This window comes from Paractinoplanes lichenicola, assembly GCF_016785085.1.
In the GTDB taxonomy this organism is placed as follows: Bacteria; Actinomycetota; Actinomycetes; order Mycobacteriales; family Micromonosporaceae; genus Actinoplanes; species Actinoplanes lichenicola.
Genome location: NZ_JAENHO010000024.1, coordinates 17402 through 30351, shown reverse-complemented (window position 1 = coordinate 30351; position 12950 = coordinate 17402). Strand labels below are relative to the sequence as shown.

Sequence of the window (12950 nt, the reverse complement as noted above, 5' to 3'; positions counted from 1 at the left end):
GGCCCGGTCTCCGAGTGTGAGGCCGGGCTCTTTCCATCCGGTGGTATTTCAAGTTTGAAAGAGTTACGATCTGAGGCACGACCACTCAGGAAGGCATGCCATGCCCGCCATCACCGTCGACGACGTTCTCGTCCTGCCGCGCCTGCCTCAGCTCGACCCCGCCGCCACGAGCTTCCGTCCCGTCCGCCGACTGACCACCGCCCCCAGCGGTTACGAGGGTGAAGGCTTCCCCGTACGGCGGGCGTTCGCCGGGGTCCCGCTCAACGAGCTCGACCCGTTCATCCACCTCGACCAGATGGGCGAGGTCGACTACGCGCCGGGCGAGCCGAAGGGCACCCCGTGGCACCCGCACCGCGGCTTCGAGACGGTGACCTACATGATCGACGGGATCATGGACCACCAGGACTCGCTGGGCAGCGGCGGCACGATCGCCAACGGTGACACCCAGTGGATGACCGCCGGCCAGGGCATCCTGCACATCGAGGCCCCGCCGGAACACCTGGTGACCAGCGGCGGCCTGTTCCACGGCCTGCAGCTCTGGGTCAACCTGCCCCGCGCGGCCAAGATGATCACCCCGAAGTATCAGGACATCCGCGGTCGCGAGGCCGGCCTGCTGACCACCCCCGACGGCGGCAGCCTGATCCGGGTGATCGCGGGCGAGGTCGGCGGTCACGCCGGTCCTGGCTCCACGTTCACCCCGATCAACCTGGCCCACGTCACCCTCCAGCCCGGCGCGCGGCTCGACCTGCCCTGGCAGCCCGACTACAACGCGCTGGTCTACGTGCTGGCCGGCCGGGGCACGGTCGGCACCGAGGCCCGCCCCATCCAGATCGGCCAGCTGGCGTCCCACGGCAAGGGCGACGCCATCCGGGTCACCGCCGACGCCACGCAGGACTCGAACATCCCGGCCATGGAGCTGTTCATCATGGGCGGCCGCCCGATCCGCGAGCCGGTGGCCCACTACGGCCCGTTCGTCATGAACACGCAGGCCGAGCTCAAGCAGGCCTTCGAGGACTTCCAAAAGGGCCGCCTCGGCGTCATCCCCGCCGAGCGCATGCCCCACACAGACTGACCCCGTTCATCCCGCAGCCCGCCCCACGATCATCTCGGGGGGCGGGCTGTCGTCGTCTCAAGAGCACACCCATCCCGTACGCCACGTCGACTCGGACAAAAGCACTAGGACAGAACCGGGAGTCTCGGCGACCCGGGTGCGACACCGGGCCGTAGCGCCCGCACGGCACCGAACCGGTGGTCCAGCTCAACCCACACCGCTTGCGCCGCCCCTTTCGGTAACATAGCGTTTCTGGATACAGAGTGTTTCTTAGGGGCACGGATGTGACACGAGAAGCTCGAAGGACTCGGGCGCAGGGGCAGGAGCAGACGCACCAGCGGCTCCTGGCGGCCGGCCGTGAGGTGTTTCTGAGGCGAGGCTTCCTGGAGGCGACCGTCGACGACCTGGCCGCCGAGGCGGGCTACACCCGGGGCGCGGTCTACAAGCACTTCGGCGGCAAGGAAGGGCTGTGGCACGCCCTCGTCGACGCGAGCAGTGCGGCTGTGACCGGAGCGCTGACGGAGGCCGTCGGTGGCGCCCGGGATCGCGAGGAACTCGTGGCCGCCCTCAATCCCGGGCGGGCGCTGGAGGATCCCGACGCGGCGCGGTGGGCTCTCGTCTCCGCCGAGGCCGCAGCCGCGCTGGCCGGGCGGCCCGAGCATGCCGGGCGGCTGGCGACGGCGCAGGCCGCGCTCGATCGGGAGCTGGCCGGGCTGCTCACCGAGGCCTGTGAGCGCCTCGGGCTGCGCCCGGCGGTTCCTGTCCCGCAGCTTGTCACCGCTTGGGGCGCGCTCGGGGCCGGCCTGGTCCTGCGGCACGCGGCGGATGGTCGCACCGACGTGACGGGCATCGCTACCGGCATTCTCGGTGCCTTGCTGGGACAGCCCGCGACACGAGGAGGGTGACGATGCCGGGCAGTGGCTTCATGGGCTGGTTGCGCCGGCGGTTCCGGCTGCTCGGTGGGGTGGCGGGGGCAGTCTCGTACGCGGACACCGGGCCCTACGCCGGGGCGCCCCGCAATCCCGAGCTGCGCGTGGGTGACGAGAAGGGGTATTCGACCATCGAATACGTGGCCGAAGAGGCCGTCGTGAGCGGGGCCTGGATCGAGGAGTCGCAGATGAGCGCCGCGATCCGGGCCCGCGAGAGGGCGCGCCGCCACGTGGTCTGAGCGGGTTCAGAGCACTCGGGTGAGGGCCTCGCCGTCCGGGTCGCCGGTTTTGTCGACCAGTTTGCAGAAGCGCCACTTGTCGTCCTCGCGGACCAACGTCACCGTCAGGGTCGTGGCGGGGAGTTCGGCGCGGTCCTCGAGCCAGATCGTCTTGGCGGACGGGCTGAGGCTGGTGTTGCCTTTGACCACTACGGGTTCGGCGGCTCGGGACACGGTGGCCTCGACGACGACCCGGTCGCGCGTGGGCGTCGCCGGGCCGCTGACCGAGGTCACCACGGCGGGGCTGGTGCGGACCATGGCGTCCGTCGCGACCAGGGAGTCCAGCTCGTCGGTGAAGTCGTCGTGGCTCGCGCAGCCGGGGGCGGCGATCACGGCGGCGAGCGCCGGGTCGGGGTCGGCCAGCAGCCATTGCCCGTACGAGATCAGGGAAGTGACGATCGTGGGCCAGGCCGAACCGGTGTTCTCGACGACGGGTGCGGGCGCCGGGGCGGGCGAGCTGATCGCGGGCCGGGGCCGGGTCGAGGCGCCGGTGCCCGCGCAGCCGCCCAGGGTGGCGACGGCGACGGCGAGCAGGACGGTGAGGCGCACGAAGTTCCGATCGGTGCGGGCCGGACGACCCTGAGAGCAGACCGGTTGCCGGACGGTTGCCCCCGTATGGTGTGGGGATGGCTGGGCCGCGAAAGGGGTTCGTCGATCGGATCCGGCAGGGGGGGCATCATCCTCTCGCCGTCGCTGGCCGCCGCCTTCGCCCAGGTGCCGCGTGAGGTGTTCGTGCCCGACGGGTTCCAGCGGCGCGACGGCACGTGGGCCAAGCCGGCCGACCCCGACTTCCTCGAGATCGTCTACAGCGACGACGTGCTGGTGACCAAGGTCGACGGCCGCACGCCGGTCAGCTCGTCGAGCCAGCCGTCGCTGATGGCTTTGATGATCGAGACGCTGGACGTGCGGCCCGGCATGACCGTGCTCGAGATCGGGGCCGGCACCGGCTACAACGCGGCGCTGCTGGCCACGATGGGCGCGCGGGTGATCAGCATCGACGTGCAGGAGGACGTGGTCGAGCGGGCCCGCGCCGCCGTGGCCCGGGCCGGGGTCACCGGCGTACGGGTCGAGCTCGGCGACGGTTATGCGGGCCGGCCCGACGAGCAGGTCGACCGCGTGATCGTCACCGTCGGGGTGGCCGGTGTCTCGCCGCGCTGGCAGACCCCGATCGTGGCCCCGGTCGAGCACGCCGGCACCCATCCCGTACTCAAGATCAGCCCCGGTTACGCGGCACGCGTCGTCACCCCGGCCGGCTTCATGATCGCCGCGGGTCCGCTCACGGCCGCGCATCCGTTCCCCACACCCGCGCCGCCGGGCGCGCTCAAGAACCTCCACCCGTACGGGGAAAGCCGTTTCGATCCCCCGCTGGAGCCGCTCGCCTATCGGGACCTCTGGTACGCGGCCGGTGTCTGGAACCGCCGGGCCACGCTGGCCGCCGTGCCCGGTCGTGAGCAGAGCTGCCTGGCGCTGCTGGACGAGGACCGCGAGGGCGGCGCGATCGTGTTCCCCGACGGGAGCATCACCGCGAGCGGCAGCCGGGGCGAGGAAGCCGCCGCCATCGTCGACCGCTGGCTGGAGCTGGGCCGGCCGCCGATGGGCGCGTGGCGGATCGGCCTGGCCCCCGGCGGCGACCCCGACTCCCCGATCCTGCTGCCGCACACCTGGGAGCTGTGACATGAGCCGTGCCGACGATGCCCGCGCGTGGCTGCGGGACAGGGGCGCCGAGTCGATCCCGCACGCCGGCGGCTCGCTCTACGAGCATCTCGACCGCGTGCACGCCCGCCTGGCCACGCACGAGCTGAGCGAGGACGAGCGGCTCGCCGGGCTCACCCACGCGGCGTACGGGACCGACGGTTTTCCCGTGGCGCTGCTCGAGGTGACCGAGCGCCGGCGCCTCCGCGAGATCATCGGGCCGGAGGCGGAGGCGCTGGTCTATCGGTACGGCGGCTGCGATCGTGACCGCACGTGGCGGGCGCTGCCCGAGACCCAGACCGTGTGGAGCCGCTTCACCGGTCACGCCGAGTCGCCGACGCCGGCCCAGGTGCGGGCCTTCGCCGACCTGAGCATCGTCAACGAGCTCGACGTCTTCGAACGCTCGGCCGAGATCGCGGCCAAGGCGGGCGACTACTTCCGGTCGGTGTTCCCGACGTGGGCCCGCCTGGCCTCACCGTCCGTGATGGAGGATTGCCAGCGGGTCCTCACCATCGGTTAGCCAGCCTGTCCCGCCAGCGCCGCCCGTCCGGGTCGTACGCCAGCCGGTAGACCGGGGACGCCCACCAGCGCTGGAACCGCGAGAGCCGCTCGGTCGAGTGCGGCATCAGGCGGCCCGGCGGTCGCAACCCCGTACGGCCGCCGTCGGCCCACTTCTTCAGCGCGTCGGCCGCCCCGGTCATCTCGCGGACGAAGTCGGCCGGGTCGATCAGGTCGGCGTCGTCGGTGCGGCACAGGTGTTCGCCGGCCAGGGCCAGGCGCAGCTCCCGCGGGAACCGCCGCGCCTCGTCGCCCAGCCCCGCCGGGTCGACGGGCTGCCGCTCGTCGCGCGTGTCGTCGAGGATCGCGTTGGACAGCTCGCTGTCGTGCGTCCAGGACCGGCGGTTGAAGTTGTCGCTGCCCACGCTGCACCACACGTCGTCGATCACGCAGACCTTGGCGTGCACGTAGATCGGCGTGCCGGCCTCGTTCTCGAGGTCGAAGACGTGCACGCGGTCGGGCGCGGCCATCGAGCACAGCTGGATCGCCTTCTCGCGGCCGATCTGGTTGGGCGGCAGCGCGAACGCACCGTCCACGTCGGGATGCCGCGGCACGACCGCGACCAGATGCAGCTCGGGGTTGGCCCGCAACGCGTCGGCGAACAGCTGCGCCACCTCGGTCGACCACAGATATTGGTCCTCGAGATAGATGAGCCGCCGGGCCCGCTTGATCGCCTTGGTGTAGCCGCGGGCGATGCTCTGCTCCCCGTTCGGCGCGAAGTCGTACTTCGGGCGCATCGCCGGATAGGTCCGCAACGTCTGGATCGTCAGCGGCCCGCATTCGGGCGGGTCGGGCGGCTGCGGCGGCAGCTTGTCGGCGCTCATGTCGGCGTGCTGCAGCTTGTCGGTGATCGTCGAGATCGGGCCGTGCTGGTCGAGGTCGTCGGGCTCGTTCCACCGCTCGCGGAACGTCAGGTCGAGCACCCCGACGACCGGCCCGCGCAGGGCGAGCTGCACGTCGTGCCAGGGCGGATTCGGCCCGTACGCCTTGGCCATGGCCACCGCCTGCGGATCACCGAGATGCCGCTCGTCGTCGCGGCGGCTGTGACACAGGTCGATGCCGCCCGCGAACGCCACGTCGAGCTCGGGGCGGCCCGGGTGGCGCAGCACGACGAGCTTCTGGTGGTGCGAGCCGCCACGGCGTACGCGCTGATCGAGCAGGACCTCGCCGCCGGCCTCGCGGATCGCCTCGCTGAGGTTGCGGTTCTCCTCCTCGCTGTAGGCGAGTTTGTCGAGGTGGGAGCGCCAGAGCAGGCCCTTGACGACCACCCCGCGCCGGGCCGCCGCACTGAACAGCTCGGCGATCGTCGGTCCGTCGTCGCGCAGCTTCTCGTCCGGGTCGCCCCGCCAGTCGGTGAAGAACAGGTGGTCACCCTCGCGGAGTCTTTCCACCTCCGTAACCAGACGGTCAAAATATGTTTTGCCGTGAATAAGCGGTTCGGCGGCGTTTCCGGCGCACCATCTGGGTATGGAGGAGTCCGGGTTGCCGCGCTCCTCTGCACTGAGAAACCAGTCCGGAATTGGCACGCCCTCGAATCTAAGTCGCCCGACCCCGGCGCGCACGCCGAGATCCTCCGGAGGGACCAGTCATGAGCAGCGAGCCGATCGCCACCACACCCGACGTCGTCGCCCCCGACTCCGCCGCCGCCTCAGCCGAGAAGGGCTTGCTCATCGCGATGCTGCTGCTCGTCCTGCTGGGCGTCGGCGCGATGATGTTCATGCTCTGATCGCTTTCAGGCCCAGGGTGGTGGGCACCGGTCCGCCGCCCTCGGTGCAGCCCGTCAGCGTCAAACCCGCGTCGAGCACGGCCTGCACCAGCACGGGCAGGGGGAAGTGCGTCGCGCCGACCCGGTTGCGCACCCCCTCGGTCGTCCAGGAATCCTTCGTCCAGCGACCGTCCAGATAGCCCGGCCTGATCACCACGGCCGCGGGATCGCTGCGATCGGCGAACCCGCCGCAAAAGGCCGGATGCACCCCCACATGGACGAACACCCCACCCGGCCGGAGCACGCGACCGATCTCCCGCAGCACGCCCGGGTAGTCCGGCATATCGGTGTGCACCAACATCGCCACCACGGCGGGCACGACACCATCCCGGATCGGCAACCGAGTGGCGTCGGCCCTCACCACGGGCAGCTTCTGTTTCCCGTACGCCAACATGCCCGCCGACAAATCCACCCCGACGGGCGTCCACCCCAGCCCCCGGAGCTGCTCGGCGTGCACGCCGGTGCCGCAGCCCACTTCCAGGCAGAGCCCACTGCCCCCACCGAGCAACTCGCCGAGCTGCCGCTGAACCCCCGATCGGGTCACCGGGCCGCGACCGCGGCAGGAAGTCGTTCTCATACCAGTCCGCGATCTCGTCGTACGCCGCAGTGGAAGCCATACCGCCATCGTCTCGCACGGGGCTGCCCACGCGAGACGAGTCAGTGGTCTCGACGGCGCAGCAGAAGCGTGAGAACCTCGCGCGCCGCCTGACGCCGCACCTCGGTCGGTGCCATGATCGCGGTCAGTGCGCTGACCGCGACGATGGCGGTATAGAGCAAGCTGACGGCTGTGGCGGCTTGGCTGCCCTGCTCAATAGCGTTAAGGATGGTCGCGGTCGTCATCGCGGTCAGCCCTTCGGTCGGGTCGGCTAGGTCTGCCCTCAGCACAGCCCGTTGGAAGGTTCGTGATCGACCACACGTGTCGGTACTGTTACGGAATGTGCTGCTCAAGGGGCGAATCCGGGACATCCGGTTCGGGTCCGGACCGGACGGTGCGTCACTGGGGACGACAATGAACGGTCGGGACATTGCGGCGGACGCCCAATTCACCGAGGAGTTGGCATGGCTCTACGAGGCGGCCGGCTCGCCGACGCATGAGGCGCTGAGCAGGGCCGCGGCGCGGTGGGATCCGCCGGTCAAGCTGGCCAAGCAGACACTCAGCGACTGGCTGACCGGCAAGTCGGTGCCCAATGATCCAGCAACCGTCCGACGCCTGATCACTCACTTGACCGTGCTGGCCCGGCGTCGACCGACGTTCGTCGCCCGTCCGGTCGATTGGCGACAGCTCCACGCGAGCGCGAAGGCCGCACGTCGAGGCGCCCGCCGTCGATCCGAGGATCCTGAACACCAAGGACCGGCACCGGACGCACAAGACGTCTCGGCTGACGGATCCGGGTCGCCGCCGTTGGGACATTTGGTCGCCGAGTGCGACCCGATCGCACTCGAGGTTCACCGAGCTATCGACATCCCTGGGAGTGACCAGCAGTCGATCCTGCCGGCCTATGTCGAACGGTCACACGATCGGCGGCTTCAGCGCATCGCCGATGAAGTTCTGGCCGGAGCACGGCGGATGATCACGCTGGTAGGTGAGTCATCGACCGGCAAGACCCGCGCCTGCTGGGAGCTCGTGCAATACATCGGCAGTCACAGTCGGGAAGAATGGCGGATTTGGCACCCGTTCGACCCGACCCGGCCTGAGGCGGCAGCCGAAGACATCGGACGGGTCGGCGCCCGCACCATCGTCTGGCTGAACGAGGCCCAGCTGTATTTGGCTCCGCCGGACTCACGTCTCGGTGAACGGGTAGCCGCTGGTCTACGCACCCTGTTGGCAGCCAAAGACGCTGGCCCCGTTCTGGTTCTGGCGACCATGTGGCCGAACCACTGGACAGCAATCACCGGCCGCCCGGAGACAGGCCTGGCCGACCCCCAGGCTCAGGCACGCGAACTGCTCGGCGGCACCGACATCGACGTGCCGGACTCCTTCACCGCCGCTGATCAGGCCGATCTGGCCGGCCGCGATGATCCTCAGTTGAACCATGCACGCGCGTACGCCTCGGGTGGCCGGATCACTCAGTATCTGGCTGGGGCACCGCTCCTGTTCGACCGCTATCTCAAAGCACGGCCGACCGCCCGGGCCGTTCTCGATGTGGCCATCGACGCGCGGCGCCTCGGTCACCCTCCGGCGATTCCCCTCGCGCTGCTCGAGCAGGCAGCGCCGGGATATCTCGACGACGACCAATGGGCACGGGACGGCCGCAGCGGCTGGCTCGAGCAAGTTCTCGACTACCTGGCGGCGCCCTGCAACGGCGCCCGTGGACCGTTGACCAGTCTGCGCCCCCGTCCTGGCGAACCGCACGCGAACGGCGGTCCGACATACCGGCTGGCGGATTATCTGGAACAGGTGTGTACGCCGTCACGGCTTGGTGTGTATCCGCCGTCGAGTTTCTGGGATGCCGCCGTGTCTGTCATCGAGGATGTGCCCACGCTGCAGGCATTCGGCCAAGCCGCCGAACGCCGTGGCCGTTACCGGGACGCCGCGCTGCTTTACCGAGCGGCCGCCGAGCTGGGCGACGTCGACGCTCTCGTCGCCATGGCACGACTACGCGAACAAGCAGGTGACAAATCCGGGGCCACTCGAATCTACGAACAGGCCGGTCGTCACGACCATGCCGGAGCCCTGACCGCTCTCGCCTTCCAACGCGAGCGAGGCGGCAAGCTTCCCGCCGCCTCCGGTCTTTACCAGCAGGCTGCCGACCACGGTGATGCTCGTGCGGCACGGGCGCTGGCTCGGCTCAATGGCCCTTCAGCCACGTCGCAGGGCGACCCCGCTGCCGCTGACGGCACATTGGTCTTCGCAACCAGCGGGAGCCTCTCCCCGGCCGAGCGAACTCCGACGAGCGATCCGCGCCGCGCACGTCGTGCTGCGGCCGAACCCACTTTCAACCGCGGCGATGTGGGGCGACTACGCCAACGTTCCGTTGACCGTGCCGCCGTCGCACTCGCCGATCTGACCCGGCGATGCGAGAAGGAGGGCGATCATGAAGGTGCGGAAGCGGCAGCACATCGGGCGGCCGACCTCGGCTACACCGGCATTCTGAGCCGGCTGGCGCTACGGCGTGAGGCATCTGACGACGTGCCCGGGGCCATCCGTCTCGGTCGCGCGGCGGCCGATCGAGGGAACCCCGTCATTTTGAGCAGCCTCGGCCGGCGGCGCGAGCGGGCCGGTCACCCGAGCGAAGCGCTTGAGCTGTACTGCGAAGCCGCGAACCGGGGCGATCTCAATGCCTTGGTTCATCTGACCCTGTTGCTCGAATCGTCCGGCGATCCTGACGGCGCGCACAATGTCCGTCATTTCGGAATAGACGGCGGCGGAGCGCCTCAGGAACCATGGGACTTCGACAGCCCAGTACTGCTGCCGGCGATCCAGGACAGAACGTCGCGAACGGTTGTCTCGAGGAGTGTCACCGTTTGACCCTCGGCCGGCGAGCGGTTCTGGGTGTCCCACAGCTCGCGCGGCTTGACCAGCGGGAAATACGACTCTTCGGCCACCGGCACGATCTCGACCTCGGTTCCGGCGGCGGCCGCGCACAGGGCCATCAGCCCGGCCAGGTCGGTGGACGGGCCGGCCGCCGTGTGGGCGCCGCCGCGGTCGTCGGTCAGCAGCGAGAGCACCAGGCGGGCCAGGTCGCGGGAGTCGACCAGCTGGACGGGCTGCGCCGGGTCGCCGGGCAGCTCGAAACGGCCGCCCCGGACGGCCGCGCGGACCCAGTCGGTGAGGCCGTTCTGGTTGTCGTGCGGGCCGGCCACCTTCACCGGCCGCACGATCGTCGCCCGGGCGCCGAACCGGGCGACCACCTCCTGTTCGCAGGCCACCTTGGCCGGGCCGTAGTTGTCGTTGGTCAGCGGCGGCGCGGCGTCGTAGTCGGCGGGACGCAGGTCGGGCCCCGCCCCGGCGAAGACGGCGTGACTCGAGACGAACAGGTAACGCCCCACGCGGTCACCCAGCGCGTCCATCGCCTGACGCACCTGCCACGGGTAGTAGGCGGTCGTGTCGACCACCGCGTCCCACTCGCCGGTCGCCAGCGACGCGTAGTCACCGGTCTCGCGATCGCCGCGGCGCCGCTCGACGCCGGGGAACAAGTTGTCGTCGGTGCCGCGGTTGAACAGGGTGGGCTCGTCGAGCAGGTCGGTCACGGCCCGCCCCACGAAACCGGTGCCGCCCAGCAGGAGAACGCGCATCACAGCACCCATTCGTCGTCGCGGATGATCTCGACCGTACCGCGGGGGCCACGGCCCGCAACCGAGATTCCTTCGCCGCCGATCACGACGTCGGTGTGCACGCTCGACATGTTGAGGCCCAGGTCGGCGCGCTGCTGCTCGGTCATCGCGCCGCCGCCGGCGACCGCGAACGGGAAGCTCTGGCCCCACGCGACGTGGCAGGCCGCGTTCTCGTCGAACAGCATGTTGTGGAAGACCACCCCCGTACGGGCGATGCGGCTGTCCCGGTCGACCAGCGCGACCTCGCCCAGCCGCCGGGCGCCCTCGTCGGTGTCGAGGTGGGCCCGCACCACGTCGGCGTTGTCGTCGGCCGCGACCTCGGTGATCCGGCCGCCCGCGAACGTGACGCGGAGCCCGGTGATCACCTGGCCGGCGATGACGACGGGCCGGGTCACCCGGATCACGCCCTCCGCCCGGCGCCGGTCGGGGCTGGTGAAGACCTCCTCGGTCGGGATGTTCGGCAGATACGGCACGCCGTCGGCGTCGACCAGGCCGCCGCCCTTCCAACGGCTGTCCGGCAGCAGCCCCACGGTCAGGTCGGTGCCCTCGCCCGAGTAGCGCAGCTCGGTCAGCTCCAGCGCGTCGAGCTGGCGGCCGCGTTCGGCCAGCATCTCGGCCCGTTCCTGCCATGCGGCGACCGGGTCCTCGAGGTCGAGCCGCATGGCCGTGCCGACCGCCTTCCACAGCCGCTCGACGTCCGGCTCGCCGAAGACCTGACGGGCCCAGCCCGGGTTGGGCGCGCCGACGACCGTCCAGCGCATACCGTTGAACACGGCCCGGCGCATGGCCTGGGTCTCCTCGGCCGGGGAGGCGGCGACCTTGGCCGGGTCGAGACCGTCGAGCAGGTGCGGGTCGGGCTCGCCGAGCAGCCGGATCCACGCCGCCCCGGCGTCGCGCCACTCCTCGATGCGGGCGAGGGCCCACGGGCGTACGGCGGAAAGGTTTTCGATCGTGGCGTGCCGCACTGCCGAGCGGCGCATCGGGCCGTCGGACCAGATGGGCTCGACCCAGCCGGCGCCCGCCGCGTACGCCGCCTCGGTCAGGGCCCGCGCGATCTCGAGGTGGGCCGTATCGGTATACAACACCACGCCCTGGCCCGGCTGGACGTTGATGCCACCCCGCACGACAAGCTCCGCGAACCGCTCGATCACCACCATGCGGGGAAGGGTAGATCAAACAGGGCACTTCGGTGTCCATACTGTTACGCCCCCGATACGCTCCTTATGGAATCGTTTCGGCCACTGCTGCGGCGAGACGTTCCGGCACGTCGGCGGCGTGATACGGCCACTCCGAGGGCTCGATGTTCTCGAGGAACGTGGCGTAGATCAGCGCGGACCGCAGCGGCGCCACCGGTCGCATCAGCTCGGCCGCGCGCAGCGGATCGCAGCCGGGAACGGTCTGTTTCCACCGGTCGGCCCAAGCCGCCAGCGTCTCGTCGTGGGGCGCGAAACCGCCGGTGCGGCCGTCGGTGAGCCGCAGAATGTCGAAGACCGGATTCCCGTATGTGCAGTCGCCCCAGTCCATGATGGTCAGCCGGCCCTGGTCGTCGGTGCGGGCGTTGCCCGGGTGCAGATCGCCGTGCACAAGCGTGTCGGGCAGGCCGCACTCGGCGATCGCGGCGAACCGGGCGGGCAGGTCGTCGATGAGCCGTTGCAGCCCGGGGATCGTCGCGTAGTGCGGCTCGGCCACCCGCGCGAACGGCGCGACCTCGAGACGGGCGTCGGGGATGCCGGCGAGCAGGGCCGGGTCGGCCGCGAAATGGGCCTGGATCGGATGAAACGCCGCGGCGATCTCGGCGCACAGCTCGGGGCCGGCGCCGTACCGATCCTCGCCGGGGGCGTGCGCCAGCAGCATGCGCCCGTGCTCCCCGTCGGCGATCAGCTCGGGAACCAGATGCGGCGCGACGGCGGCGACCATCCGCAACGCGTACGCCTCGTGGGCGAAGAACCGGGGCACCTGTTTGAGCCAGGCGACCGGGTGACCGTCCTTGTCGTCGAGCCGCCAGATCGCGGACAGGTTCCAGGTGCGTTTCTGCTGCGCGGTGGTGCCGGGCGCGAGCGCGGTCGCCCACTCGATCGAGGCGGCGGGACCTCCCACCTCCGCATACGCGGCCCGGAGGGGGTGCGGACCCACCTCGTACGGGGAAGTGGGGTTGATCTGGCCGGGAAAGCCGCCGGTGACCTCGGCCAGATAGGTGACGTGGCCGCCGGGGGGCGCCGGAAGATCGGCGCCCAGCAGGCGGAGCACCTGGACGTCGCGGCCGAAACCGCCGACCTCCTGCCACCACGGGACGTCGGCCTCGAACGGCTCGGCCTGCCCCAGCACGGTGCCGTCGGGCTCGACCAGCACCAGCGTCACGGTTCTCGTCATGACCCGGAACCGTAGCGGGTCCCCGGTGACAG

The 12950-nt window shown here is 70.5% G+C and carries 14 protein-coding genes; 7 read left to right on the top strand and 7 right to left on the bottom strand.

Going from position 1 to position 12950, the window contains the following annotated elements:
* The first annotated feature begins 100 nt into the window (after nucleotides 1-100).
* The 3 genes from JKJ07_RS47390 (at nucleotide 101) to JKJ07_RS47380 (ending at nucleotide 2219) form a co-directional block, all read left to right on the top strand.
* On the top strand, nucleotides 101-1072 hold the full coding sequence (locus JKJ07_RS47390) for a pirin family protein (protein WP_203078479.1): 972 nt from the start codon (nucleotides 101-103) through the stop codon (nucleotides 1070-1072).
* 263 nt (nucleotides 1073-1335) lie between these two features.
* Nucleotides 1336-1956: a TetR/AcrR family transcriptional regulator gene (locus JKJ07_RS47385; RefSeq protein ID WP_203078478.1), complete on the top strand. Its 621-nt coding sequence runs from the start codon at nucleotides 1336-1338 to the stop codon at nucleotides 1954-1956.
* A 2-nt stretch (nucleotides 1957-1958) separates the two neighbouring features.
* Nucleotides 1959-2219: a hypothetical protein gene (locus tag JKJ07_RS47380; protein ID WP_203078477.1), complete on the top strand. Its 261-nt coding sequence runs from the start codon at nucleotides 1959-1961 to the stop codon at nucleotides 2217-2219.
* A 6-nt stretch (nucleotides 2220-2225) separates the two neighbouring features.
* On the opposite strand, the gene JKJ07_RS47375 is transcribed toward JKJ07_RS47380, so the two are convergent.
* Nucleotides 2226-2807: a hypothetical protein gene (locus JKJ07_RS47375; protein WP_203078476.1), complete on the bottom strand. Its 582-nt coding sequence runs from the start codon at nucleotides 2805-2807 to the stop codon at nucleotides 2226-2228.
* Between the two features lie 66 nt (nucleotides 2808-2873).
* Between JKJ07_RS47375 and JKJ07_RS47370 the strand changes: the two genes are divergently transcribed.
* Nucleotides 2874-3932 carry a protein-L-isoaspartate O-methyltransferase family protein gene (locus JKJ07_RS47370; protein ID WP_236031454.1) on the top strand — a complete coding sequence of 353 codons (1059 nt, stop codon included), beginning with the start codon at nucleotides 2874-2876 and terminating at the stop codon, nucleotides 3930-3932.
* Nucleotide 3933: 1 nt separating this feature from the next.
* On the top strand, nucleotides 3934-4470 hold the full coding sequence (locus tag JKJ07_RS47365) for a DUF6817 domain-containing protein (RefSeq protein WP_203078475.1): 537 nt from the start codon (nucleotides 3934-3936) through the stop codon (nucleotides 4468-4470).
* Here JKJ07_RS47365 and JKJ07_RS47360 read toward each other — a convergent pair.
* Nucleotides 4457-6034, bottom strand: a complete 1578-nt coding sequence (locus JKJ07_RS47360; RefSeq protein WP_203078474.1) for a phospholipase D family protein — start codon at nucleotides 6032-6034, stop codon at nucleotides 4457-4459. The genes JKJ07_RS47365 and JKJ07_RS47360 overlap by 14 nt on opposite strands.
* Nucleotides 6035-6096: 62 nt before the next feature.
* Between JKJ07_RS47360 and JKJ07_RS47355 the strand changes: the two genes are divergently transcribed.
* On the top strand, nucleotides 6097-6234 hold the full coding sequence (locus tag JKJ07_RS47355) for a hypothetical protein (RefSeq protein ID WP_203078473.1): 138 nt from the start codon (nucleotides 6097-6099) through the stop codon (nucleotides 6232-6234).
* On the opposite strand, the gene JKJ07_RS47350 is transcribed toward JKJ07_RS47355, so the two are convergent.
* Together JKJ07_RS47350 and JKJ07_RS47345 are read right to left on the bottom strand one after the other, a co-directional pair.
* Complete coding sequence (locus JKJ07_RS47350) at nucleotides 6224-6817, bottom strand: class I SAM-dependent methyltransferase (protein WP_203078472.1); 594 nt, start codon at nucleotides 6815-6817, stop codon at nucleotides 6224-6226. The genes JKJ07_RS47355 and JKJ07_RS47350 overlap by 11 nt on opposite strands.
* Before the next feature lie 113 nt (nucleotides 6818-6930).
* Nucleotides 6931-7113, bottom strand: a complete 183-nt coding sequence (locus JKJ07_RS47345; protein WP_203078471.1) for a hypothetical protein — start codon at nucleotides 7111-7113, stop codon at nucleotides 6931-6933.
* Between the two features lie 97 nt (nucleotides 7114-7210).
* Here JKJ07_RS47345 and JKJ07_RS47340 point away from each other — a divergent pair, with 97 nt between their 5' ends.
* On the top strand, nucleotides 7211-9742 hold the full coding sequence (locus JKJ07_RS47340; protein ID WP_203078470.1) for a sel1 repeat family protein: 2532 nt from the start codon (nucleotides 7211-7213) through the stop codon (nucleotides 9740-9742).
* Here the strand turns inward: JKJ07_RS47340 and JKJ07_RS47335 are convergent.
* The 3 genes from JKJ07_RS47335 to JKJ07_RS47325 form a co-directional block, all read right to left on the bottom strand.
* Complete coding sequence (locus tag JKJ07_RS47335; RefSeq protein WP_203078469.1) at nucleotides 9649-10509, bottom strand: NAD-dependent epimerase/dehydratase family protein; 861 nt, start codon at nucleotides 10507-10509, stop codon at nucleotides 9649-9651. The two genes, JKJ07_RS47340 and JKJ07_RS47335, sit on opposite strands and share 94 nt — an antisense overlap.
* On the bottom strand, nucleotides 10509-11705 hold the full coding sequence (locus JKJ07_RS47330) for an aminopeptidase (RefSeq protein ID WP_203078468.1): 1197 nt from the start codon (nucleotides 11703-11705) through the stop codon (nucleotides 10509-10511). The genes JKJ07_RS47335 and JKJ07_RS47330 overlap by 1 nt, the downstream gene beginning before the upstream one ends.
* Nucleotides 11706-11769: 64 nt before the next feature.
* The gene (locus JKJ07_RS47325; protein ID WP_203078467.1) at nucleotides 11770-12918 is read right to left on the bottom strand and encodes an aminoglycoside phosphotransferase family protein; all 1149 of its coding nucleotides are present in this window, start codon (nucleotides 12916-12918) and stop codon (nucleotides 11770-11772) included.
* Nucleotides 12919-12950 lie beyond the last annotated feature (32 nt).

Bases quoted from the DNA above. Each gene is read 5' to 3' on its own strand.
- JKJ07_RS47390 (WP_203078479.1), top strand. From the start codon at position 101: ATGCCCGCCATCACCGTCGACGACGTTCTCGTCCTGCCGCGCCTGCCT.
- JKJ07_RS47380 (WP_203078477.1), top strand. From the start codon at position 1,959: ATGCCGGGCAGTGGCTTCATGGGCTGGTTGCGCCGGCGGTTCCGGCTG.
- JKJ07_RS47370 (WP_236031454.1), top strand. From the start codon at position 2,874: ATGGTGTGGGGATGGCTGGGCCGCGAAAGGGGTTCGTCGATCGGATCC.
- JKJ07_RS47365 (WP_203078475.1), top strand. From the start codon at position 3,934: ATGAGCCGTGCCGACGATGCCCGCGCGTGGCTGCGGGACAGGGGCGCC.
- JKJ07_RS47355 (WP_203078473.1), top strand. From the start codon at position 6,097: ATGAGCAGCGAGCCGATCGCCACCACACCCGACGTCGTCGCCCCCGAC.
- JKJ07_RS47345 (WP_203078471.1), bottom strand. From the start codon at position 7,113: ATGACGACCGCGACCATCCTTAACGCTATTGAGCAGGGCAGCCAAGCC.
- JKJ07_RS47335 (WP_203078469.1), bottom strand. From the start codon at position 10,509: ATGCGCGTTCTCCTGCTGGGCGGCACCGGTTTCGTGGGGCGGGCCGTG.
- JKJ07_RS47330 (WP_203078468.1), bottom strand. From the start codon at position 11,705: ATGGTGGTGATCGAGCGGTTCGCGGAGCTTGTCGTGCGGGGTGGCATC.
- JKJ07_RS47325 (WP_203078467.1), bottom strand. From the start codon at position 12,918: ATGACGAGAACCGTGACGCTGGTGCTGGTCGAGCCCGACGGCACCGTG.